The following is a 25,012-nucleotide window of genomic DNA, read 5'->3' on the forward strand; positions in this document are numbered from 1 at the left end:
TCTATTCCTCCCAGAGCTGGACGGTTTGGATCACGTCCCGGCGATTGGCTTTTTTCGACCCAAACATATTGAGATCGGACGAACCGCTACAGCCGCTGCCAAAGCTGAAGCCACAGCCGGACCGCTCGGCAAAAACATCACTCATGGCCTCCTCGCGGTGGGCAGAAGGCACAACGTATCGGTCTTCATAGTTGGCGATGGCCAGGTAGCGATACATATCCTCAACCTGCGATACGCTCAGCCCGACCTCTTTCAACACCTCAAGGTCCTGCCGGCCTTCGACCTGTTCGGCTCGCTTGTAAGCGCGCATGGCCAGCATGCGCTTTAGGGCGCGTCGAACCGGGCGCTCATCTCCCGCCGTCAGCAGGTTAGCCAGGTAGCGCAGCGGGATACGCAAACTATCCACATCGGGCAGTACCCCGTTCATGCCTACCGCTCCAGCCTTGGCAGCGTTTTGAATCGGCGAAAGCGGTGGGATGTACCAGACCATGGGCAGTGTGCGGTACTCAGGGTGTAGCGGCAGAGCCAGCTGCCACTCCACAGCCATCTTGTAGACGGGCGATTTTTGAGCAGCCTCGATTACGGATTGTGGCACACCATCGGCCAGGGCCTGACGGATCACATCCGGATCGAAGGGGTCCAGGAAAACATCGAGCTGCCTTTCGTAGAGATCTTGCTCACTGGCAGCACTGGCAACATCTGCGATGCGATCGGCGTCATACAGCAGCACGCCCAGGTAGCGGATACGGCCAACGCAGGTTTCTGAACATACGGTAGGCATGCCGGCTTCTATACGTGGATAGCAGAAGATGCATTTCTCGGACTTGCCGCTCTTCCAGTTGAAATAGATCTTCTTGTAGGGGCAGCCACTGATACACATGCGCCAGCCCCGGCACTTTTCCTGGTCAATCAGCACAATCCCGTCTTCGTCACGCTTGTAGATGGCGCCACTCGGACAGGATGCTGCGCAGGCCGGGTTGAGGCAGTGTTCGCAAAGGCGTGGCAAATACATCATGAAGGTATTTTCGTATTCGCCGTAGATATCCGCCTGAACCTTGTCGAAGTTCTTATCCTTGCGGCGCTTGGCGAATTCGGTTCCCAGGATTTCCTCCCAATTGGGACCCCACTCAATCTTTTCCATCCGCTGACCGGAGATCAGCGAGCGAGGCCGCGCCACCGGCTGATGGTCCGATACCGGAGCGGTATGCAGGTGCTGATAGTCGAAATCGAACGGCTCGTAATAGTCATCAATGCCCGGGAGGTCAGGGTTGGCAAAGATATTAGCCAAGACCCGGAATTTGCCGCCGATCCGAGGGTTGATTGAGCCATCCTTGTTGCGTATCCAGCCACCTTTCCATTTGTCCTGATTTTCCCACTCCTTGGGGTAGCCGATTCCGGGTTTGCTCTCTACGTTGTTGAACCAGGCATACTCCATGCCCTCGCGGCTGGTCCAGACGTTCTTGCAGGTAACCGAGCAGGTATGGCAACCGATGCACTTGTCCAGATTCAGTACCATGCCGACTTGCGAACGAATTTTCATGACAACTTCCTCAATCCAGTTGGGTCGGCAGGGGCTGGGGCAGTGCATGGCCATTGGGGCCATCCAGCCAATCGACCTCTTTCATCTTGCGCACCACGACAAACTCGTCGCGGTTACATCCCACGGTGCCGTAGTAGTTGAAGCCATAAGCCTGTTGGGCGTAGCCACCGATCATGTGGGTGGGCTTGAGCACCACGCGGGTTACGGAGTTGTGATGGCCACCGCGGGTTTTGGTGGTCTCGCTGCCCGGCACGTTCACGATGCGCTCCTGGGCGTGGTACATCATGACCATCCCTTCCTTCACGCGTTGACTGACCACGGCACGGGCCGTCAGGGCACCGTTGGCGTTGAAGCACTCGACCCAGTCGTTGTCCTCGATGCCGGCCTTTTTCGCATCGATCTCCGATAGCCAGACGATAGGTCCGCCACGGCTCAGGGTGAGCATGATGAGGTTGTCGGTATAGGTGCTGTGGATACCCCATTTCTGGTGGGGAGTGATCCAGTTCAGAACGATCTCGGTGTTGCCGTTGCCCTTCTTGCCCTTTACATAATCAATGGTCCGGGTATTGATAGGTGGCCGGTAGCTTTGCATCTGCTCACCAAAGGCCTGCATCCAGGGGTGATCCTGGAAGAACTGCTGGCGACCGGTGACGGTGCGCCACGGGATGAGCTCATGAACGTTGGTATAGCCCGCGTTGTAGCTCACGTGTTCATCTTCAAGACCGGACCAGGTAGGGCTGGAAATGATCTTGCGCGGCTGAGCCTGAATGTCGCGAAAGCGAATGGCTTCGTGCTCCTTGGGCAGCGCCAGATGGCTGTGATCGCGCCCGGTGAACTCCGACAGCGCCGCCCAGGCTTTTACAGCGACGTGACCGTTGGTTTCCGGAGCCAATGAGAGAATGACCTCAGCAGCATCAATGGCCGAATCGATCCTAGGCCGGCCTTGGCTGACGCCCTCATCGTTCACGCGGTAGTTCAGCTCGCCCAGAAATTTCACTTCGTCCCGAGTATTCCAGTTGATGCCCTTGCCACCGTTCCCCAGCTTTTCAAGTAGCGGCCCGAGCGATGTGAATTTCTTATAGATTCCTGGGTAGTCGCGCTCGACCACCGTCATGTTCGGGCAGTTCTTGCCAGGTACCGGATCCATACCGGCGGTTTTCCAGTCGGCGCCACCAAAAGGCTGGGCCAATTCGCCGGGGCTGTCGTGCAGCAACGGCACCGTTACCAGATCCTGCTCGATACCCAATACGCCCTCGGCCAGTTCCGAGAACTTTTTCGCGATACCTTTATAGATCTCCCAGTCGGAACGGGACTCCCAGGCCGGATCGATGGCTGCCGAAAGCGGATGGATGAAGGGGTGCATGTCCGATGTGTTCATGTCGTCCTTCTCGTACCAGGTTGCGGTAGGCAGGACGATGTCGGAGTACACACAGGTGGAAGACATGCGAAAGTCCAGCGTAGTGACCAGATCGAGCTTGCCAATGGCGCCCTCGTCTACCCAGTCGGCCTCGTCAGGCTTGAAACCACCTCGCTTGCCAAGGTCTTCGTTCATCACGCCATTTTTGGTGCCCAGCAGGTACTTGAGCATGTACTCATGGCCTTTGCCGGAGCTGCCCAGAAGGTTCGAGCGCCACACGAACATATTGCGGGGGAAGTTGGCCGGGTTGTCCGGCTGTTCGCAGGCAAAACGTAGCGAGCCATCCTTAAGCGACTGGATGACGTAATCAACAAGTGGCATGCCCGCGGCGGCCGCATCCCGAGTGATCTGCAGCGGATTACGATTGAGCTGCGGCGCGCTGGGCAACCAGCCGGCGCGCTCGGCACGAATGTTGTAGTCGAGCATATGCTCAGGAAACTGGGACTTGTCGGCCATGGGCGAGAGCACTTCATGAATGCTCATCTTCTCGTGGCGCCACTGTGAGGAGTGGTTGTAGAAGAAGCTGGTTCCGTTCATCTGACGAGGCGGACGGCTCCAGTCCAGGCCAAAGGCCAGTGGCAGCCACCCACATTGTGGGCGCAGCTTTTCCTGTCCCACATAGTGCGCCCAGCCGCCCCCGGTCTGCCCTACGCAGCCACACAACATGAGCATGTTGATCAGGCCCCGGTAGTTCATGTCCATGTGATACCAATGGTTCATGGCCGCGCCAACAATGATCATCGACCGGCCACGGGTCTTGTCGGCGTTATCGGCAAACTCTCGGGCTATCTGTATGGCCTTCTCGCGGCTTACGCCAGTAATCTGCTCCTGCCACGCTGGGGTTCCCGGCACGCTGGCGTCGTTGTAATCCTGCGCAACGTGATCGCCGCCCAGACCCCGGTCGATCCCTAGATTAGCGGCCATCAGATCGAAAACGGTAGCAACCTGCGCGAGGGAGCCGTCGGCCAGCGTAATCGTGCGGCTTGGAACCCGGCGGTATTGCACTGCATCGCCTGGCACATGCGGGAAGTGCTCATGACTCTGCCCACCAAAGTAAGGAAACCCTACTTCGGCATAGTCGCCGCTGTCGATCAGGCTTAGCGTCAGGTCGACTTCCCGGCCCTGCCCGCCTTCACGCGATTCGATGTTCCACTTGCCCTTCTCGCCCCAGCGATAGCCGATTGATCCCTGCGGAGAGACCAGCTCACCCGTCGCATCCAGGGCAACGGTTTTCCACTCGGGATTGTTGTCCTGGCCCAGGTTGTCGGCCAAATCCCATGCCCGCAGGAAGCGATCCGCCTTGTAGCCACGCTCGTGAGGTTCCAGCAGTACCAGCATGGGGAGATCGGTATAGCGCTTGGCATAGTCCTGGAAATAAGGGCTGGGCTTTTCGAGATGAAATTCCTTGAAGATCACATGATTGAAGGCCTGTGCCAGGGCGGCATCAGTGCCTTGCTTGGGGTTGAGCCAAAGGTCGGTCAGCTTGGCGACTTCGGAGTAATCGGGCGTGATCGAAACGGTCTTGGTGCCCTTGTAGCGAACCTCGGTAAAGAAGTGCGCATCCGGGGTACGGGTCTGCGGGACGTTGGAGCCCCAGGCGATGATGTAGTTGGAGTTGTACCAGTCAGCCGACTCCGGCACGTCAGTTTGCTCACCCCACACTTGCGGAGAGGCAGGAGGCAGGTCGCAGTACCAGTCATAAAAGCTCAGGCACACTCCGCCGATGAGCGAAAGATACCGCGCCCCGGCAGCGTAACTCACCATGGACATGGCTGGAATGGGTGAGAAGCCCACCACCCGATCCGGGCCATACTGCTTGATGGTGTACAGATTGGCGGCGGCAATCAGCTCGTTCGCTTCCTCCCAGCTGGAGCGGATAAAACCACCCATGCCCCGCTTGCTCTTGTAGGACTCTGCCTTCGCCTTATCCTCAACGATGCTTGCCCAGGCTTCCACAGGCGATAAGCTAAGACGAGCTTCTCGCCAGAGCTTTAAGAGCGGCTTGCGAATCTTGGGATACTTGAGACGGTTGGCACTGTAGATGTACCAGCTGTAACTGGCCCCACGCGGACAGCCCCGTGGCTCGTGGTTGGGCAGGTCATTACGAGTGCGTGGATAGTCAGTCTGCTGCGTCTCCCAGGTAATCAGCCCATTCTTGACATAGATCTTCCAGGAGCAGGAGCCGGTGCAATTCACACCGTGAGTAGAACGTACGATCTTGTCGTACTGCCAACGTGAGCGATAGACATTTTCCCAATCACGGGACTCCAGGCGCGTCTCACCATGCCCGTCGGCAAATTCACCCTGCTTGCGGTTGAAGAAGCGCAGTTGGTCAAGTAGATGACTCATGGTTATATCCTCTCAGGTGGGCGCTCGCCGTGCGGCGCCCGGTCATCAATGTTCTAAGTGGCAGGCGTCTAGCAGGGTGTCTCGGCTCCTTTGCGCGAGTACCACCACCAAGTCACGAAGAGGCAAGTCACGTAGTAGGCAACGAACCCATACATGGCCATTTCAGGGGCACCACTCAGGGCGATGGACGTGCCAAATGCTTTGGGGATGAAGAAGGCACCAAACGCGCCGACCGCCGAGCTGAAGCCCAGTACCGCAGCGGACTCTTTGCCCGCCTGCCGCTGCGCCTGCTCTTGTTCAGCCTGGCGCTTGCCTGCGCTGGCGCGCTCATGGAACAGCCGGAAGATCACAGGGATCATGCGGAAGGTGGAGCCATTGCCGATCCCGGTAGTAACGAAGAGCAGCATGAACACCGCCAGGAAGCCATAGAAATTCCCTTCGCTCCCGTGGCTTGGCAGGAAGTGCATGACGCCGAAGACCGCTACGATCATCAGAATGAAGTTCCATAGCGTGACGCGGGCGCCCCCCAGCTTGTCGGCCACCCAACCGCCCAATGGTCGTGCCAGGGCACCTACCAGTGGGCCCAGAAAGGCGAACTTGAGTGCATTGATGTCTGGGAAAGAGGTCTTGATCAGCAGCGGAAAGGCGGCCGCAAAACCAATAAAGGAGCCGAAAGTCGCAAGATACAGCCAGCACATCAGCCAGTTGTGCTTGCGGGTAAAGATGACAGACTGCTCGCGGAATGAGGCCTTGGCACAGGTCAGGTCATTCATACCAAACCAGGCCGCCAGAGAAACCAGCAGGATAGGCGGAACCCAGAGAAAGCCTGCGTTCTGCAGCCATTGCACTGAGCCGTCAGCTAGCTGTTGCGGTGCGCCGCCTGCTACACCGAACAGCCCCAGGGACACTACCAGCGGCACGCTGAACTGCATGACCGAGACGCCGAGGTTACCGAGCCCGGCATTGAGACCCAGTGCAGTACCCTGCTGAGCCTTGGGAAAGAAGAAGCTGATGTTGGACATACTTGAGGCAAAGTTGCCGCCGCCCAAACCACACAGCAAGGCGATGACCACGAATACGCTATAAGGCGTCCCGGTATTCTGGACGGCAAATCCCATCCACAAGGAGGGAATCAACAGGGAGAGCGTGCTTAGCGTGGTCCAGCGCCGTCCGCCAAAAATCGGAACCATGAATGAGTAGAAGACCCGTAACGCCGCGCCGGATAGACCGGGCAAGGCTGCCAGCCAGAACAGCTGGTCCGTTGTGAAGCCAAAGCCGATGGCGTTAAGCCGTACGATCACCGTGCTCCAGACCATCCACACGGCAAAGGACAGCAGCAGCGCCGGAATGGAAATCCATAGGTTTCGTGTCGCTATCGCCTTGCCGGTGTGCCCCCAGAATTGAGGATCTTCCGGTCGCCAGTCATTGATTACCGGCCCCTGCTTGGGTAACTGCCCTACGGCTGGGTGCTTGATCACGGTCATCATCGTTCTCCTTGAAAAGGTCAGGAAAGGGAGGCGGCGCGCGCCCGGCCAAGGACAGGGGTCTGGCGGACCTCGCTCAGGTACATCCAAATCAGGGAGACCCACACCACGCCATATAGCAGTACGAAACAGGAGCTGCGGATGCCGGTCAGGTCGACCAGCGCGCCGAAGAGAATGGGTAGAACGAAACCGCCAAGGCCACCCGCGAGGCCGACGATGCCGGAGATTGCGCCCATGCGATCCGGGTAGTCGCTGGCGATATATTTGAAGACTGACGCTTTACCGAACGCCCAGGCAGTACCCATAACAAACATGAGCACGGTGAAGACGTAAGCGTTAGGGCCGACTTCAAAGGTGTGAGGACCATTGACGGTCTGAACAACCAGTGCGGTTTGCGGAACGGAGAGTAGAAAAAGGCACACCCAGCTCACCCACAGTACCCACCAGGTGACGCTATGGGCGCCGAACCGGTCCGACATCCAGCCCCCTACCGCGCGCAGGATGCCGCCCGGTAACGAAAAGCAGGCGGCCAGCACAGCCGCGCTCTGCAGGGTCAACCCGTACTCCTGGACGTAGTACTGGGTCATCCATAGGGCGAGTGCGACATATCCGCCAAAGACGATTGAGTAGTACTGGCAGTACCGCCAGACGGCCGGATCCTTGAGCGCGCGAAGCTGTTCGGTCAGGGATGGCGCATGGCTTGTACGAGGCGCCTTGTCTTCGGTTGTGAGAAACCAGAACAGCACTGCCATGATGAACAGGATGGCTGAATAGACCTTTGGAACCATCTGCCAACTCGCGGCAGCGATAATGGCAGGGGCCACGAACTTGGTCAGCGCCGAGCCTGCATTGCCTGCGCCAAAGACTCCCATCGCCAGTCCCTGGGTAGAGGCATCGAACCATTTCGCCACATAGGCAATACCTACCGAGAAAGACCCTCCCGCAAGCCCGACGAAAAGCCCCAGTACGAGAAACTGCCAGTATTCGTGCGCATAGCTGACCAGGTAGATGGGCAGCACGCAGATCAGCATCAGGATGAAGAAGACGGGCCGTCCGCCAAAACGGTCGGTCAGTATGCCGAGCGGCAGCCGGATCAAGGAGCCGGTCAGAACAGGCGTAGCCGCCAGAAGTCCAAACTCCGTTTCGTTTAGCTGAAGCAGCGCCTTGATGGGTACGCCCAACACCGCGAACATCATCCAGACCATGAAACACAGCGTGAATGCCAGGGTGCTCATCCCCAGCGCCATTCCTTTCTGTATTTTCTCACTGCCCATGATCCCGCCCTCCTGGTCGATAGGGGTGAGACTAGAGAGCACAGCAGGTCAAACGTTGATCCAGATCAATATCAAAACGCCAGTCAACTTCCTATGATGGCGCGCCCTACCTCTTCGGAGGTAGTCGTTTAATTATAAAAATCCCTTTAAATACATAATCTTAGATTAATTAACGGATTTGGAAGCGCAGCGGGCACCTCTACCGAACTCTTTGGAGGTATCCACGGGAGAACATCATGTTTCACTGGTTCAAGAGTTCCCTTCCGGCGCGTGCAGGGTTGGCTGTCATTCTCATTTCCATGTTGGCGCTGGCCAGTACCATCAGTGCGGGGCTAATGGCCTGGGTTACGGAAAAGGACGCCGCAGCCATCAACACGGCAGGCTCTCTGCGCATGGCGACCTACCGCCTGAGCTGGAAGCTTGAAGCTAAAGCGGCAGATCCGGTCATTCAGACCCTGCAACACGATCTTGAGCAGCGCCTGCATAGCCCTGACCTGTCTCGCCTGGTCCAGCGTGATGACCGCTCCTTGCTGCGCCAGAGCTTTACTGCCCTCCAGGATAACTGGACAGAACACCTCAAACCTGCACTGGAGGCGCACCAACAGGCGGCCTTTCAGCAGCAGGCCGATATCTTCGTTGAACAGCTGGACCGGTTCGTCATGCTCCTGCAGCACCAGAGCGAACGACGCCAGATCTGGCAACAGGCCATTCAAGGCGCTGCACTTATCTCGATTATCATCATTTTATTGGTAGGCATGTATGAATTATTCAGCAGTGTCATCACCCCTTTACAGGAGCTGGTAGGCGCAACCGAGCGATTCAAGGCAGGCCAGTTCGATGCCCGTATCAATTACCGATCCGACGATGAACTGGGGCAAATGGCGGTGAGCTTCAATGCGATGGCCGAAGCGATCGAAGAGTCCCACCGCACACTGGAAAGCCGGGTCGAGCAGAAAACCCAGAGCCTTGCTCAGGCCAACGCTGCGCTTGAACTCTTGTATCAGAGCAGCCGAAACATTGCCGGTAGCGCGGCCAATGCCGACCAGCTGAACGCCCTGATCGACAGCTTTCAGCAGCGCCTGCCCGGTCTCAGATTGACGTTATGCCTGCGCGGCCATGCACTGGAGCCGGCAGATCATCTCATTGCGCTACATGGCAATCAGTCCCGGGAGATCTGCTCACGCAACGACTGCGCCAGCTGCAGCCGTCATCATGACGGCCAACCACAGACCTATCTCATCAGTAACCAAGGCAATACGCTGGGCGAGCTGCGTGCACGGTATCTGGATGGTCGTCTACCACACGCCTGGGAAGAGCGGCTGATCGAAGCCTTGTGTAATCTGATCGGCACCTCGCTGTCGCTTGAGCGGCAACGCGAGCAGGACCATAAACTGCTGTTGCTAGAGGAGCGTGCCATAATCGCCCGGGAGCTGCATGACTCCCTGGCCCAAGCCCTGTCGTACATGAAACTTCAGGTGAGTCGTCTGCAGGCGCTGATTCGCCGAGGCGAACCAGCCGACAACCTGGAACAGGTTAGTGAAGAGCTGCGTGACGGTCTTAACAATGCGTACCGCCAGCTACGAGAACTCCTGACGACCTTTCGCTTGCGCATTCAAGAGGGCGGCCTTGAACAGGCGCTTGACGATACGACCAAGGAATTCGCCGAGCGTGGCAATTTCGAGGTACTGCTCGAATGCACGGCTTTTGCCTTCACCCTGGCCGCCAGCGAACAGATTCACCTGCTGCAGATCGTTCGGGAAGCCTTGTCCAATTGCGCCCGGCACGCCCAGGCACGCCAGGTATGGGTAAGGCTGGAGCAGAAAGCGGACCAGGTTCGCCTGTGCATCGAAGATGACGGCCGTGGTATCGACCGGGATTTCGACACACGCCAGCATCACGGGCTAAGCATTATGCAGGAGCGCGCCAGCAGCTTGCATGGACAGCTTGTCATCCAACCTCGCCACCCTAACGGAACCCGAGTCGATCTTGTTTTCGCCCCTCACTTTCTTGGCCACCACACCTTACAGGAGCTGTCATGACATCCTCTACCGCCTACCGACTGCTTCTGGTCGATGACCATCCGATGATGCGGCGCGGTCTTAAACAACTGCTGGGAATGGAGGATGCGCTCAGTGTCATTGGTGAGGCCAGCGATGGGCTCGATGCGCTTGAGCAGGTTGCGCTGCTCACGCCTGATCTGGTCCTTCTGGACAACAACATGCCTCGGCTCAATGGGGTTGAAACGCTCAAGCGGCTGAGAGAGCTGGGATACAACGGCAAGATCCTCCTTTTCACCGTCTCGGATGACGAGCAGGACGTGCGTGACGCACTGCGTCTAGGAGCGGATGGTTACCTACTCAAAGACATGGAGCCAGAGGTTCTGATCCAGCAGGTCCTCGAGGCCTTGACCGGCTCGCTGGTAGTGAGTCCGGCCCTGACACGCGTACTGGCCCAGGCATTACGGACGCCCTCCCCGGCTTCGCAGGTCGAGCTGACAGAACGTGAGCGTCAGGTACTGAAAATGATCGCAACCGGAATCAGCAACAAGGTTATCGGTAGCAAACTGGGCATCACTGAGGGTACGGTCAAGGTTCATGTCAAGAACCTGCTACACAAGCTTGGTTTCCGATCCCGTGTCGAAGCGGCAGTCTGGGCGCTTGATCACCTGCGTTAGGAGCCCATATCGTACAAAAATACCTCATCAAGTGCTTCAAGGCCCGAGATGCTGACACCCAGGTCTTTTACCAATCCATCGGTCAGCCCATAGATCCAGCCATGGATGGCCAGAGGCTGACCTCGCTGCCAGGCCTTTTGTACAAGTGTGGTGTGGCAGACGTTGCGTACCTGCCGCTTCACATTCAGCTCACAAAGCAGATCCACCTGCTGGTTTTCAGTGAGGCCTTCGAACTGCCCGCGATACTGGTAATGAATGGCTTTGATTGCTCTCAACCAGTTATCGATCAGGCCGAGCGATTCATGCCCCAGCGCGGCACGCACGCCGCCGCAGCCATAGTGACCACAAACGATCACATGCTTGACCTGGAGAATATCGATCGCATATTGCAGGACCGAGAGCAGATTCATATCCGTTGCCACCACCATATTGGCCACATTGCGGTGTACGAACAGTTCTCCAGGCATTAGCCCCACTACTTCATTGGCCGGCACGCGGCTGTCAGAGCAACCGATCCAGAGAAACTCGGGCCGCTGCTGACGTGCCAGCGTGGCGAAGAACTCTGGGTCCCGCGCACTGAGCGATTCGGACCAATAACGGTTGTTGGCAATCAGCTGGTCGATATCCATGATCATTCATCCGCGATAGCACAATGCCTCAACGATACCGCGTTTCCCTTTTTGTACAAGTGCATCAGCCAGCCTCGTTGGAGGTAACGCCTTGGAGGCATAGGCTGTAAGGAGCGGCTTACCTATGATGGTCATCAGGAGGTGAGCCATGCTCAACGATGCAACTATCCATGCCACGCTACGCCGGCATGCCCTGCTTGAGCTCCTACCGGAGGCGGCCTTCAAAGCGGTTTGCGCCCAGGCTCAAATTCGCCACCTTAGCCGCCAACAGGTGCTGTTTCGACAAGGCGAGCCGGCGAACCGCTTCTATGTTCTGATCGAGGGCCAGGTAACACTGACCCGCCTGTTGGATGAAGGTCAGGAAAGGCTGGTCGAAGTGATCCAGCCGGGTAACAGTTTTGCAGAGGCCCTGTTGTTCAGCGGCGTGCAGCAGTATCCGGTGACGGCCAGCACGTCGAGGGCTAGCACGCTCGTCAGCCTTGCAGGCACGCATTACAGAACGTTGCTGCAAGAGCACCCTGGAATCTGTCTGAGTTTACTCGCCAGTTTCAGCGCCTGCCTGCACCAGCGGCTCGTAGAAATCGATACCCTGACGCGTGCCAATGCAGTGCCCGCTTTCTGTGTCAACAGCAGGAGGCGGACCAGGGCACGGTCGAACGCCGGGTATCCAAACGGCTGGTGGCCTCGCAGCTAGGCATACAGCCTGAGACCTTTTCCCGCATTCTTCACAAGCTGATTGGTACCGGGCTCATTACCATGCAGCAACGCACCATTCAAATAATGGACAGGCCGAGTCTGCTGCATTATTGCGAGTGAATTCCCGATGGCGATGCACCGGACAGCGCATCACCACCATCACCAGGAAGCTCTCATTAAAGTGCCGCAGGCTTTATGGAAACGATCCGTCGCTTACACCGCCCTACTTTCACACAGCGTGTATGCATGACCTGACCTGTTTTTAAGTTGCAGGGCTGGGTACGGCTGTCCAGCTGAGCCCTGAGCAGCTTCTGCCATCCGGTACGGCAGGCATTGGGCGACCCGGAAGACAACAGATCAAAGTACCGTTACTGAAGCCAGCCAATGCACGGGACTGAAGGGTCGAGGTGCCAATCTCATCAAAAGACACCTGCCTGAACAGTTCGCCAAAACCTTCTACGGTTTTGTCCAGCAGAGGCGAAACGGCCTGCGGAGTATTGTCTCGCTCGGTAAAACCGGTACCGCCGGTAAGCAGAATCACTTGAACATCGGCATCCGCAATCCAGTGCGAAACACGTGCTCGTATCTGCCAGATGTCATCTTTGACCAAAGCACGATTCACAAGGCCGTGACCGCGTCCAGTAATTCAGTCACCAACACCTCTCCGGAGACATCAGTCTCTAACGTACGCGTATCGCTGATGGTCAGTACGGCAATCTGGAGTGGTTGGAATCGGGTATGTGCAAGATGGCCCATGGTGTATTCCTCATCAGAATCATGAAGAAAGCCTGAGCCTCACGTCTTGGTGCGCCTATCCCTCATTGGAGGTATCACTCTGCGTTCTGATGTCGCATGACTACCCGGTTGCTCCGTTAACGAAAGAGAAACCTTGGCCATTGGCAATGGTAAGGTTTCAGCGGTATGGCAGGCTGAGTGGTAGCCAGAGAATACGGTTCAAACGATAAGCGCATTTGCCCAGTTGATCCTTCAGAGCGGAGCCGCCATGACTTCAGCTACTAGATGAGCAGGGTTATGAAATCCGCCTACACCACTGGAGAACAGGCCGCCGGCAGCCACTATAGGCGGCCCGATGCAGGCATGTGCAACAGCTGCTATTCGGCAGTGACATCTGCGAATTTAAGACAGTAGGTGTGATCGATCTGCATGCCGATAGGTTGCTGCCCGTTTATGAGCAGACGCCCGAAAACTTCATGATCACCCAAGCAACTCATCTGGGAAACCGTAATTGTTCGAATCCTGAACCACTGACTGCCGTACGCCAGACGGACACCGGCGTAGCATGCCTGACTTCTTGCGAGATTAAGGATGTCTGACGCAGGCATGCTTTCGTTGATGACGATGGAGGCTGCCGCGAAGGGCGGATAGTAAGAGCCCTCGCTGTTTTGAACGGGCTCCAACTCACCGTTCAGATAACGGACAAGGTCACCCATAAGCACAGGCGTCTTCGCAAAGAGTGCCTGTAACAGATCCTTTTCGCTCATCCAATAATAAAAAGCGACCTTTTCTCTGGAGATGATCGCGCCTTCATCAACGGCCACCGTAACCTTGTGCAGCGATATACCGATCTCCTTCTCTCCCGCCGCGATGGCATGAAAGAGTGGGTGCTTTCCCTTATAGGTTGGCAGGTAGCTCGTGTGAATATTGAAGAAGGTGAACCTGCTTAACAGATTGGGCTTGATGATCCGACTGAAATAACAAATGACGCAGAAGTCAATGTCATTAACACCTGCCAGGGCCGTTTCGATGTCCTTATGGGAAGAAGCTACGCTGAGTGGAATATTTCTTAGAACGGTACAGGTTAAAAGGTCGTCATTCAAAAGCTGACTTTCGCAAATGACACCCACAACCTCAAAATCTTGACTGCAACAAAAATAATCTAGAACAGCGGCATTACTGCCCAAAAAAACCATCTTATACGTCATAAGTACTTGCCTGATCGCCATGCCCATATGCTGGCAGTTTAAAACAAGTGACTGTACCGATATACAACAAGCGCTGTAAAGGCATTAATACCTGAATAATAAAAGGATTAATTATTTATATATTAAGACGGACGTTTAACTTTTTTCACCCGGAATATTTTCAAGCCATTTCTCATAATCAAAGAATGTATCTTTTTTTGTTTTCCTCCTATGCTCGAAGCATCAAAAGCTCAATACCGCTCTGCTTCAACACTCTACTTGTTCCCAGCGCCGAATCTTACATACGCCGCCAACACAGGCCTACAGGCGAACGTAAGCCTGAATGCAAGCCTGTAAATAAACCTGTATGTAAAAAGCTTTATATAACCGTCCCTGAGCCACTTACGCAAAATAATAACCAAATATTCTTACCAGCCATTTGAACTTAATTAATCTCAGGCTATTCCTATTACGTGTTTCACAAAAAGACACGATTCAGGCTACCGCTGTAATGGGATGCTGCTTTTGCTTGGGACCATCCGTATAGATAGGCGACATTGAGAAATCTATAAATAGTAATCAATCCCGTTTTAAAGGTTTAACTGCTCATTGGACGAGGAACAAAATGATCAATGTTACGCAGCCTTTCCCTGGCAACAAAGTCAAACTCCAGTCTTATATAGATCAGATATATGCTTCAGGCTGTTTTACCAATCATGGTCCTCTTACTCGTCAGCTTGAGCAGCGTCTGAAAGAGTATCTAGGCGTACGGAATATCGTGCTTACAAGCAACGGTACCCTGGCTCTTCAGATCGCTTACCGTGCTTTGGGTATTCAAGGTAGCGCAATCACAACACCGTTCAGCTTCATTGCAACCAGTAGCACACTGCAATGGGAGCATATTCGTCCGGTTTTCTCAGATATCGATCCTGTTACCTGGAACCTTGATCCCAGCCAGATCGAAGCCAGGCTGCAAAAGGACACTTCAGCCATCGTTGCAACCCATGTATTCGGTAATCCGTGCGATGTGGAGCGCATCCAGGCAATCGCTGACCGTAACGGTCTGAAAACCATCTACGACGGCGCTCATGCCTTTGGCGTTCGCTATAAGGGAGAATCGATTGCCAACTGGGGCGATATCTGTACCTTGAGTTTTCACGCTACCAAGGTTTTCCATACCATCGAAGGAGGCGCCATCGTCACCAATGATGATGATTTGGCTCAACGTGCCCGTGAACTTGCCAACTTTGGTTTCTCCGAAGGCAATCGATTGAGTGGTCCGGGTATTAACGCCAAGCTCAACGAATTCTCTGCCGCAATGGGGCTCTGTGTTCTTGACGATATTGATCTGATCCTAGAGGAGCGGGCTGAAATCGGTCATCGGTATGAATTAGCCTTGGCAGGCTATCTGGATCTTCAGCATCAGCAGCCGGGTAGCGAACGTAACTACAGCTATTTTCCAATCGCTCTGCAGGAAGAAAGCGAGCTGCTCAGAGTGGCAGGTCAGCTTAACGAAAGGCAGATCAATCCACGCCGCTACTTCTACCCTTCTCTCGATACCGTTGAATACCTTCAGCCGCAGCAGCCTCAATGGATTTCCAGAGGCTTGAGTAAACGCGTGCTCTGTCTGCCGATCTTTCCTGGACTTACCTGGGAGTCGCAGCGCACGGTTATCGAAACGGTGCTCAGAGAAGTCGAGGCCAGACAACTTGTACGCTCGCAGCGCGAGACGTCCGGGCCTTACCAGGATGCCTTTACTTTCAACACCATGAGTGCCCTGCCTCTGTCCAACATGTGCAAGAAGTTCACCCTGTGAGCACTTCCCTAAAACGTTTTATGCTCAAGAACACCGGGCTCAGTTACCTGGGTCAGATCTATGTAATGCTGGCCGGCATCCTGATCATGCCGTTCTATCTCAGGCATATGGGTGCCGAAGCCTATGGCCTGATCGGTTTTTTTACGGCCATGCAGGCGTGGCTTTATCTGTTGGATGCGGGACTATCGCCCGCGCTTGCCCGTCAGATCGCTCATTTTCGGGGCACTCAGCAACACAGCCGATACACCTCCAGCCGTCTGCTGCGCTCGTTCGAGCTGCTTATCCTGCCGATAGCCGTGCTGACCGGCCTAGCTATTCATATGGGCAGTAATGCCATAGCCCATGGGTGGCTGCAGGCGAGCCAGCTCGATCCTGTAATGATTGGGCAGTGCATTAGCCTAATGGGGCTGATGATAGTGCTGAAGCTTTACGCCACGCTCTACAAGAGCGGTATTCAAGGCATGGAGCAGCATCATTGGCTCAACGGCATCAATGTCTTTTTTGCAACGCTCCGGTATTTTGGCGCGCTGTTGTTTATTACCTATGTCAGTGCACAGCCCCTCCACTTCTTTCTCTATCAGACACTCGTAGGGCTGCTGGAAACGTTGTCCTTTGCTCACCGAGCCTATGATCTGATGCCCCGCCCTCGTCGCCTGACCGGATTTCACTGGCGGCTGGTCAAGCCTGTTTTACCGTTTGCCCTGGGTATGTCGTCCAGCACCGTACTGTGGATGCTGCAAACCCAGTTGGACAAAGTGCTGCTTTCCAAAGCGCTTACGTTGCAGGAATACGGCTATTTCTCGTTGGTTGCCCTGATCGCGACCGGCATTCTGTCGCTGACCAACCCCCTTGTACAAACGTTGTTGCCACGCCTGACCATGCTGACAGCGGAAGGCCGAATGACTGAGATGCGGGCGTTATACCTGAACGTATCACGTCTGTTTTGCAGTGTGCTGTTTCCCATGGCGGGTGTGATCGCCTTCCATGGACAAGCGCTTCTCCATGCCTGGACAGGCAACGCCGAGGCCGCGCTCTGGAGCGGTCCTGTCTTGGTCTGGTACGTTCTTGGCAGCGCGTTACTGGCCATGAGCGGGTTTCAATTCTATCTGCAATATGCCCATGGCCAACTGCGGATGCATGTCTGGTTTGGTATCTGCTCAACGGCTATCAGCGTGCCGCTCATGGCTTACGCCATTTTGACCCATGGCGCGCTAGGAGCTGCCGGGGTCTGGTTTGCGGTCAGCCTTGCCTCCTTGGTCATCTGGCCTCATATCGTTCATGAGCGGTATTCACCGGGCCTTAGCTTCCTTTGGTTGTCGGACCTCTTGCGTATAGCCGGCATGACCGCCCTCGGCCTGGCGGCAGGCGACTGGCTGCTGCCAGCCCTGGATGGCAGCCAACGGATCGAGACCTTTATAGGTCTGGCGGGACGAGGACTGCTCTGTCTGCTGCTGGTGTTTGTGTCTGCCAAAGCCGTATTTTCAAAACCGTATCTTTTGGATCAAACCCCGAGCGTTTAATCATGGAAGCAAGAACCGAACAGGTCATCAGGGAGCACTGGGGTGCTGATGAGAAACCGCTGGTCAGTGTTGTCTGCCTGACCTTCAACCAAGCGGCGTTCATCCGAGAAACGCTGGAGGGCTTCCTGATTCAGGAGACGCGGTTTCCCTTCGAGGTCATCGTGCATGACGACGCTTCGACGGATGGAACACAAACCATCATCCAGGAATATGCCGCACGCTATCCCTCCATCATCAAGCCTATCTACCAGCAGCAGAACCAATACAGCCTGGGGGTTCCGTTCATTACTAAAATCTTTGCCTCGCTGGACACCCCTTATATTGCCATTTGCGAAGGTGATGATTTTTGGACGGACCCGCACAAGCTACAGCTGCAGGTCGACTTTCTTGAGCGCCACGAAGATTATGTGATGGCGTTTCACGACGCCTATATGTTCAACGAGCAGGGCATCATCCGGAACGTTCAACTGGCCGGACTGCATCGGCGCGATGCAAGTCAGCAGGAACTGCTGCGGGCTCGGTACTTTTCTACGCTCACCGTCTGCTTTCGCAACGTGATCAAGGCCCTTCCGCCCGAGCTGCACGGTGTGCGTATGGAGGACATGTGCTGGTGGTCATTGCTGGGCGCTCACGGCAAAGGCAAGTACATGAAAGAAATCCGTCCGGCTGCCTACCGTGTGCACAAGAATGGTGTCTTGTCGATGCGTCCGCAAAAGCACCGCACCGCCATGAGCCTGCACGCCTACTACAGCCTGGCCCGCTACTACCAGCGCATCGGCCAGCAAGACCTGTATGAATATTTCATGACCCAGGTATTCAGCCAGTCTCTGATTGTAATGACCCACCGCAACCGCATTCAGGCCTTCCTGCAATTGGTCCGCAAGGTTCTATTCAAACCCTTCACCAACATCATTCCTTCGGTCATTCGAAAATGATCAGGCTTTCCTCAGCGGTATTGCTGCGCTGCGGTGCAGCTTCTGGCCTCAAGAACGCTCACGCGAACGTACGCCTACCTGATTCCCGTCATGCCGTGCAAGGAGAAGCACCATGCTTAAAACGATTTCAATGATGCAGCCCTATCTGTTTCCCTACCTGGGCTACTTTCAGCTGATCGCCGCCAGTGACGTCTTTGTACTGGTCGATGACCTGCAGTTCGTCAAAGGCTCCTGGATGAACCGCAACCGGGTATTAACTCACGATGGTCAGCCCAAGCTGATTACCTTTCCGCTGCGTAAGGGCAGTCGCCGGGCCGCTATCAATGAGCGCTGGCTGTCAGAGACGTTCGACCAGGAAGCAGACGCACTGCTTACCATGCTTGAGCACACCTACAAGAAAGCTCCCTATAAAACAGAAGTCCTGGCGCTGCTCAAAAGCATCTTTGCTAATCCGGATCGTAACCTTGCGCGGTTCACCGAAAACTCGATTCGAGCCCTGTGCCAGTATATGAAAATCGAGACGCCCATCCTGATGCTTTCAGAACTGGCGGATACCCGGGCGATGGATAAGCAGGACCGCATCATTCGGATCGTTCAGCAGCTGGAAGGCACCCGCTACCTCAACTCAATCGGCGGTGTCCCACTCTACTGTCCTGACTATTTCGCCGATCATGGGCTGCAATTGCGCTTCATCAAGATGGATGAAGTGACCTATCCTCAGCTTACCGCTGAGTTTGTCCCATCCCTTTCCATTATCGACGTGCTGATGTTCAATTCAGCGGAGTCTGTAAAAGAACTGCTTACTCGCTATACGTTGATAGAGGGCGTGGCACAGTCGGACTTACAGGTTGAGGTTGATACAATCCAGCCTGAGTATGCCGTCATATAGACGCGATCACTTGACGGGTGTATCAGTATCAACAGGCAGGCTACTGTGTTTTCAATACGATACCGCAGCCTGCCATCATAACGATTTACTCAGACTACCCTGTAACGAAAGACTTTTTTGCAGTCCTCACGCCGTTGGGTTCAAGATCGTCAACAATACCTGAGCGTGTTCTGCTGCATCCCTTCCCAAGCCTGTCAGATAACCACCGTCGACTTGACTGATCAGGCCCTTTTCATGAAGTCGCTTGATAGCGGCCAGGACTTCTTGCGTGGCGTCGTGGTGCACCTTTAAACCGGCCAGACTGTTGCTGAGGTCATATCGAGCCAGAAGGTTCATTTCTTCGATGAGTTCTTGGGTATACGGCATAGCGTGTCCTTATTTAAGTAACCCTCTTTCTGAGTCTAGCTGCCCTGCTTCAAAAAGCCTGCCTGAGAAAATGTTTCACTTTAAATCACATGCGGTGTGCCGTTATCCGCTTATGGCCATATACAACACCAGCGCTGAAGCCATAACGTAAACCGCACTATGCAAAAAGGTGTTCATGATGCGCTTCCCTCACGTTTAATGACAGGAAGGAGCCTAATAGTCATCCAGATCTGGAAAAAGCCAGTACACTAGGAATGACTGTCAACCAGGAAGAGACTCAGGCCATGCAATTCGAGGATTTAAGGCTGTTTGTAACTACGATCAACGAGCAGAGCTTTACCGCTGCGGCAGAAAAACTGGGGCTTTCCAAACAGTACGTCAGCCGAAGAACCATGGCGCTGGAAGAAGAACTTGGTGTACGCCTGCTCAACCGGACGACACGTAGCCTGAAACCTACCGACCTGGGTATGACCCTCTACGAACGGGCCGTTCGGATTCTGGATGAAGTCAACGAAACGCAGGAGTTAGTATCCAGCCAGGGCGTGAACGTTCGCGGAACTTTACGTGTTTCGGCCCCAATGACATTTGGTACGCTGCATGTCAGCCCGCTGTTGCCCAGGTTCATGCAGGAAAACCCGTTGATCAGTCTGGAGCTGGATCTCAATGACCGATCAGTAGACCTGGTGGCTGAGGGATATGACATGGCGATCCGTGGCGGGATACTGGAGGATTCTACACTTATCGCCAAGCGTCTGATGGACATTCCAATGACGGCCTGCGCAAGCCCGGCGTACCTGGAGCGCCACTCAACCCCCGAAACGCCAGATGACTTGCGTCACCATGAATGTTTGCTCTACGGGCACGTGAAAAGTGTAGAGTGGAAATTTCAAACCCAGGGCCAGCTCGTATGCGTACCCGTGAAAGGCAAGCTGCGCACCAATAATGGTGAAGTTGTCCGGGACGCGGCGGTAGCCGGTCTTGGCATTGCCTATCTGCCGGTTTTCATTGTCAGTGATGCGCTCAACGATGGGCGTTTACAGCCGGTCCTGCAGGCGCACCAGCCACCCACTTCAGCCTTTTATGCGGTCTATCCTCAGCATCGTCAATCATCCAGAGCCGTGCAGACATTCGCCACCTTTCTCAAGGACCATCTGGCGGTGTAGGTATGCCCATAGTCCGCGAAACCCTCAGGCTTGCCGCATGACCTGCTGGTCTCCCGAGCGACGCCAGTTGAGCGGTGTGCATCCTACCGTCTTTGTGAATACACGGGTGAAGTGTGATTGATCTGAAAAACCACATTCCGCACCGATCTGGCTTATCGGCAAACACGTGTTTAGAAGCATCCGCTTGGCCTTGGCAATTCGTAACTGCTGATACCAGTCACGTGGCGAAACGCCTGTGTTTTTCTTGAAGGCTCGGGAAAAATGGCTTCTTGACAACGAGCAGGCACTGGCGATCCCGGACACTGACAGCCCATCGTCCAGTTGTTCCATCATCAGACGCTTGGCCAGCTGTTCCTGCCAACGAGACAAGGCAATCCGATCCTCACTCGGTAGAGTCACCTGTACAGTCTCTGGCAAAAGGTGAGCCTGTAGTTCATCTATCAAGGTACGACTGATCGGACCCGCCATATCTTGAACGTTATCCAGCGTTTCGAGCAGGCGTCGCACAAATACCTGTGCAGCGTTGGTAACGCTTGACTCAGGTTCTTCAGCCGTAGCTGCAGATAAGTGGTTCGATGAGATGAAATCCAGCGAGGCCATTCCAACACTCCTTGAAGCAGTAAGGTTGGAGTCCAGTATTGGCTTTAGGCACCCTTAAGGTCCTTGTCTGAAGTTGAAGCGTTCTTAAACGAAAATACCTGCTTGTCATCAATGATTAACATGTGATCGCAACGCCTTTATCTCAGGCGAAACGAAAAAGGCCGGCTCCCCAGAGGGAGTCGGCCTAAAAGTACTAGCGGTGCTTGGAAAAGATCTGAACCGATCCTTAAGATTTCTTAATCAACGCGTCGACAATATTTCTGGGTGCCTCTGCATAGCGCGAGAATTCCATCGAGTAGCTGGCACGACCCTGTGACATCGAACGTACATCAGTCGCGTAGCCAAACATCTCGCCCAGCGGAACCTCGGCCCGAACCACCTTGCCGGAAAGGGTATCTTCCATGCCTTGAATCAGGCCACGCCGACGGTTGAGGTCTCCCATTACATCACCCATATAGTCTTCAGGTGTCACCACCTCGACCTTCATGATGGGCTCGAGCAGTACCGCGCCCCCTTTCTGGGACAACTGCTTGGTTGCCATCGAGGCGGCAATCTTGAATGCCATCTCGTTGGAGTCCACATCATGGTAAGAGCCGTCGAAGACCGTGGCCTTGAGACCTAGCAAGGGATATCCGGCAAGCACACCATTCTTCATCTGCTCTTCGATACCCTTTTGAATGGCCGGGATATATTCCTTGGGAATCACGCCACCCACGACCTCACTGGTAAACACTAGACCCTCCTCGCCTTCATCAATGGGTGCAAATCGAATCCAGCAATGACCGAACTGCCCACGACCACCCGACTGGCGAACAAACTTGCCTTCGATTTCGCAGGTGTTGCGTATGGTCTCGCGATAGGCCACCTGAGGTTTACCAATATTCGCTTCGACGTTGAATTCACGCCGCATGCGGTCGATGAGGATATCGAGGTGCAACTCGCCCATCCCAGAGATGATGGTCTGCCCGGTTTCCTCGTCCGTCTTGACGCGGAAAGAGGGGTCTTCCTGGGCCAGTTTGCCCAGGGCAATCCCCATCTTTTCTTGGTCAGCCTTGGTCTTGGGCTCAACCGCTACCGAAATCACCGGCTCGGGGAAATCCATACGTTCCAGGATGATCGGCTTTTCAACCGAACACAGAGTGTCGCCGGTCGTCACATCCTTCATACCGATCAAGGCTGCAATGTCGCCTGCACGCACCTCCTTGATCTCTTCCCGGGTGTTGGCGTGCATCTGCACCATACGGCCGACGCGCTCCTTCTTGCCTTTTACCGAGTTGAGCACTGAGTCACCTGATGAAAGCACGCCCGAATACACCCGTGCAAAAGTCAGGGTGCCCACGAAGGGATCCGTGGCGATCTTGAACGCCAGTGCCGAGAAAGGCTCGTTATCGTCGGCATGGCGTTCGTCAGTCCGCTCGGCATCGTCAGGATGCACGCCTTTGATGGCGGGAATCTCGGTAGGTGACGGCAGGTAATCGATGACCGCATCGAGTACCAAGGGTACACCCTTGTTCTTGAAGGATGAGCCACATACAGCCGGAACGACTTCACCCGCCAGTGTCCTCAGCCGCAGACCCGTGCGGATTTCATCGTTGGTCAGGGGCTCCCCTTCCAGGTATTTGCTCATGAAGTCTTCATTGGCTTCGGCAGCAGCTTCGACCATGCGCTCGCGCCACTCCTCGGCCTCAGCCTGCAGCTTGGCAGGAATGTCCTCTTCACGATAGGTCATCCCCTGATCATCATCATTCCAGTAGATGGCCTTCATCTTCAGCAGATCGATCTGGCCGACAAAGTTCTCTTCACGGCCAATCGGCAGCTGAATCGGAACTGGAGTATGACCCAGGCGTTTCTTGATCTGGTCAACGACGCGCAGGAAGTCCGCTCCCGCACGGTCCATCTTGTTCACATACGCAATACGAGGCACATGGTATTTGTCTGCCTGACGCCAGACCGTCTCGGATTGAGGTTCTACACCATCCGCACCGCTGAACACCACGACCGCGCCATCGAGTACCCGCAGCGAGCGCTCCACCTCAATGGTGAAGTCCACGTGTCCAGGCGTATCGATGATGTTGATCCGGTATTTGTCGAACTGCTTGGTCGAGCCAGACCAGAATGCAGTAGTCGCCGCGGACGTAATGGTGATGCCGCGCTCCTGCTCCTGCACCATCCAGTCCATGGTCGCGGCGCCGTCATGCACCTCGCCCATTTTATGGTTCACGCCAGTATAGAAAAGGATTCGCTCGGTTGTGGTGGTTTTACCAGCATCCACGTGAGCGACGATGCCGATGTTGCGATAGCGGTCGATAGAGGTCGTTCGGGCCATAGAAGATTCTCCTAGAAACCAGCATGGGTCAGCCGGCAGACAGGCGATACGGATATCCGCCCGGGTTGCAATAACAATAGACTGACTTACGAGGCTTGTATTGAACGTTTGTGCGTATCGCTAAAGGGAGCCTGTCTAATTGAGCAGACTCGTCTTACTGTCAACCAGATGGAGACTTTTTTACGCATTTCAAGTGGTTTATCACCCCACTTGATCGCTTTACTCTTGGTCGCATACCGATACAGGTAACAACATACTGTTGATTGACCAGGAGACCGAATATGTTAGCCCTTCGCAAAGCAACCGAACGTGGATTTGCCAACCATGGCTGGCTCAAGTCTTTCCACACCTTTTCCTTTGCCAATTACCGCAACCCACAAGAACAAGGGTTTTCGGATCTGTTGGTCATCAATGATGACCGTGTCGCTCAGGGGCGAGGGTTTGGCACTCATCCCCATCGGGACATGGAGATTTTCTCCTATGTACTGGAAGGTGCGCTTGAGCACAAGGATACCCTGGGTACAGGGTCCGTCATTCGTCCGGGCGACGTGCAGCTCATGAGCGCCGGGACGGGAGTAGCCCACAGTGAATACAACCACTCTCAGAGCGATCCCGTACACTTTTTGCAGATCTGGATTGTGCCCAACGCTCGAGGTGCTGAGCCTCGCTACCAGCAAACGCACTTCAGCGCGGATAGCAAACGTGGTCAGTTGCGCCTGATCCTTTCACCTACAGGTGAGCAGGGCTCGCTGGAAATCCGTCAGGATGCTCGGGTCTATGCGGGTTTGTTCGATGGTGAAGAGCAGGCAACACTGAACCTGGGGCCAGATCGCTACGCCTATGTGCATGTCGCCCAGGGGCAGATCGAGCTCAATGGCCAGACATTGACGGAGGGAGACGGTGTGCGTGTGCGTAACGAGCAGGTGCTTACGCTAGCCAAGGGCAAGCAGGCCGAGGTCATCGTTTTTGACCTGCGCCCCAATGAGCTGCCCATGATGCCATGATTGACGAGGGCCTCGAGTAGTCGAGGCCCTATCAGCCTCCGCTGTCGCTAACCGTAAACACAGTGTTTACGCCCCGCCTAGACATAAATGCTTCCGTCATGGGATGAATAACGGAGCGACAGATACCCACTTCCACTTCATCCCGCTGCTCCTGGAAGAAAAGAACGCGTCGAAGAGAGGATCGCAGCCATAGTTTCAACGCGCTTTTTCTTTTCTCCACGCGTAGTCACTCTGATCCCTCAACAGTACGAGCCCTCACATTTACAAGATCCATATCGCCTCGTCCGTAATAGGACTCCAGCGATGGATACTACTGTTGCTGCACGACAGGAGACCCGATCGATTCAGCCGATGGTCTGGCCTATAAAAAAGGCGCCACGTAGGCGCCTGAGGGCATGTCTTCCATCC

Annotated in this window: 17 protein-coding genes and 2 pseudogenes; 9 read left to right on the forward strand and 10 right to left on the reverse strand. The window is 55.0% G+C overall.

Features of this window, described 5'->3' with window-relative positions:
* Nucleotide 1: 1 nt before the first annotated feature.
* The 4 genes from narH to PLU01S_RS14075 form a co-directional block, all read right to left on the reverse strand.
* The gene (narH, locus tag PLU01S_RS14060) at nucleotides 2–1,540 is read right to left on the reverse strand and encodes a nitrate reductase subunit beta (protein WP_074826190.1); all 1,539 of its coding nucleotides are present in this window, start codon (nucleotides 1,538–1,540) and stop codon (nucleotides 2–4) included.
* A 10-nt stretch (nucleotides 1,541–1,550) separates the two neighbouring features.
* Nucleotides 1,551–5,306, reverse strand: a complete 3,756-nt coding sequence (locus PLU01S_RS14065; protein WP_074825927.1) for a nitrate reductase subunit alpha — start codon at nucleotides 5,304–5,306, stop codon at nucleotides 1,551–1,553.
* A 68-nt stretch (nucleotides 5,307–5,374) separates the two neighbouring features.
* Nucleotides 5,375–6,790, reverse strand: a complete 1,416-nt coding sequence (locus PLU01S_RS14070; protein ID WP_074825931.1) for a NarK family nitrate/nitrite MFS transporter — start codon at nucleotides 6,788–6,790, stop codon at nucleotides 5,375–5,377.
* 20 nt (nucleotides 6,791–6,810) lie between these two features.
* Nucleotides 6,811–8,064, reverse strand: a complete 1,254-nt coding sequence (locus PLU01S_RS14075) for an MFS transporter (RefSeq protein WP_074825934.1) — start codon at nucleotides 8,062–8,064, stop codon at nucleotides 6,811–6,813.
* A gap of 236 nt (nucleotides 8,065–8,300) precedes the next feature.
* Between PLU01S_RS14075 and PLU01S_RS14080 the strand changes: the two genes are divergently transcribed.
* A complete protein-coding gene (locus PLU01S_RS14080; RefSeq protein ID WP_074825937.1) occupies nucleotides 8,301–10,103 on the forward strand; it encodes an ATP-binding protein in 1,803 nt (600 codons plus the stop codon).
* On the forward strand, nucleotides 10,100–10,738 hold the full coding sequence (narL, locus tag PLU01S_RS14085) for a two-component system response regulator NarL (RefSeq protein ID WP_074825939.1): 639 nt from the start codon (nucleotides 10,100–10,102) through the stop codon (nucleotides 10,736–10,738). Before PLU01S_RS14080 ends, narL begins: the two co-directional genes overlap by 4 nt.
* Here narL and can read toward each other — a convergent pair.
* Nucleotides 10,735–11,370: a carbonate dehydratase gene (can, locus tag PLU01S_RS14090; RefSeq protein WP_216822610.1), complete on the reverse strand. Its 636-nt coding sequence runs from the start codon at nucleotides 11,368–11,370 to the stop codon at nucleotides 10,735–10,737. The two genes, narL and can, sit on opposite strands and share 4 nt — an antisense overlap.
* 145 nt (nucleotides 11,371–11,515) lie before the next feature.
* Here can and PLU01S_RS14095 point away from each other — a divergent pair.
* A pseudogene (locus tag PLU01S_RS14095) lies at nucleotides 11,516–12,183 on the forward strand (Crp/Fnr family transcriptional regulator).
* Between the two features lie 56 nt (nucleotides 12,184–12,239).
* Here PLU01S_RS14095 and moaB read toward each other — a convergent pair.
* A pseudogene (gene moaB, locus PLU01S_RS14100) lies at nucleotides 12,240–12,819 on the reverse strand (molybdenum cofactor biosynthesis protein B).
* 356 nt (nucleotides 12,820–13,175) lie between these two features.
* Nucleotides 13,176–14,006, reverse strand: coding sequence for a formyltransferase family protein (locus tag PLU01S_RS14105; protein WP_074825943.1), 831 nt, complete (start codon nucleotides 14,004–14,006; stop codon nucleotides 13,176–13,178).
* A 604-nt stretch (nucleotides 14,007–14,610) separates the two neighbouring features.
* On the opposite strand from PLU01S_RS14105, the gene PLU01S_RS14110 reads away from it, so the two are divergent.
* The 4 genes from PLU01S_RS14110 to PLU01S_RS14125 all read left to right on the forward strand — a co-directional run bounded on the left by PLU01S_RS14110 (nucleotide 14,611) and on the right by PLU01S_RS14125 (nucleotide 19,145).
* Complete coding sequence (locus PLU01S_RS14110; protein WP_074825946.1) at nucleotides 14,611–15,801, forward strand: DegT/DnrJ/EryC1/StrS family aminotransferase; 1,191 nt, start codon at nucleotides 14,611–14,613, stop codon at nucleotides 15,799–15,801.
* Nucleotides 15,798–17,321 (forward strand): lipopolysaccharide biosynthesis protein, encoded by a 1,524-nt coding sequence (locus tag PLU01S_RS14115; protein WP_376748346.1) that lies wholly within the window; start codon nucleotides 15,798–15,800, stop codon nucleotides 17,319–17,321. Before PLU01S_RS14110 ends, PLU01S_RS14115 begins: the two co-directional genes overlap by 4 nt.
* A 2-nt stretch (nucleotides 17,322–17,323) precedes the next feature.
* Nucleotides 17,324–18,256 carry a glycosyltransferase gene (locus PLU01S_RS14120; RefSeq protein WP_074825953.1) on the forward strand — a complete coding sequence of 311 codons (933 nt, stop codon included), beginning with the start codon at nucleotides 17,324–17,326 and terminating at the stop codon, nucleotides 18,254–18,256.
* Nucleotides 18,257–18,368: 112 nt separating this feature from the next.
* Nucleotides 18,369–19,145, forward strand: coding sequence for a WbqC family protein (locus PLU01S_RS14125; protein ID WP_074825956.1), 777 nt, complete (start codon nucleotides 18,369–18,371; stop codon nucleotides 19,143–19,145).
* A 126-nt stretch (nucleotides 19,146–19,271) separates the two neighbouring features.
* Here PLU01S_RS14125 and PLU01S_RS14130 read toward each other — a convergent pair whose 3' ends face one another.
* On the reverse strand, nucleotides 19,272–19,511 hold the full coding sequence (locus PLU01S_RS14130) for a TIGR02647 family protein (protein ID WP_019366276.1): 240 nt from the start codon (nucleotides 19,509–19,511) through the stop codon (nucleotides 19,272–19,274).
* A gap of 254 nt (nucleotides 19,512–19,765) precedes the next feature.
* Between PLU01S_RS14130 and PLU01S_RS14135 the strand changes: the two genes are divergently transcribed.
* Nucleotides 19,766–20,674, forward strand: a complete 909-nt coding sequence (locus tag PLU01S_RS14135) for a LysR family transcriptional regulator (RefSeq protein WP_233432162.1) — start codon at nucleotides 19,766–19,768, stop codon at nucleotides 20,672–20,674.
* Nucleotides 20,675–20,698: 24 nt separating this feature from the next.
* Here the strand turns inward: PLU01S_RS14135 and PLU01S_RS14140 are convergent, their stop codons facing one another.
* A complete protein-coding gene (locus PLU01S_RS14140; protein ID WP_083397908.1) occupies nucleotides 20,699–21,274 on the reverse strand; it encodes a helix-turn-helix domain-containing protein in 576 nt (191 codons plus the stop codon).
* A 226-nt stretch (nucleotides 21,275–21,500) separates the two neighbouring features.
* Nucleotides 21,501–23,600, reverse strand: coding sequence for an elongation factor G (fusA, locus tag PLU01S_RS14145; RefSeq protein ID WP_074825959.1), 2,100 nt, complete (start codon nucleotides 23,598–23,600; stop codon nucleotides 21,501–21,503).
* 281 nt (nucleotides 23,601–23,881) lie between these two features.
* Between fusA and PLU01S_RS14150 the strand changes: the two genes are divergently transcribed.
* Nucleotides 23,882–24,604 carry a pirin family protein gene (locus PLU01S_RS14150; protein WP_074825962.1) on the forward strand — a complete coding sequence of 241 codons (723 nt, stop codon included), beginning with the start codon at nucleotides 23,882–23,884 and terminating at the stop codon, nucleotides 24,602–24,604.
* Nucleotides 24,605–25,012: the final 408 nt, after the last annotated feature.

Source organism: Pseudomonas luteola NBRC 103146, assembly GCF_002091675.1.
Lineage (GTDB): Bacteria > Pseudomonadota > Gammaproteobacteria > Pseudomonadales > Pseudomonadaceae > Chryseomonas > Chryseomonas luteola.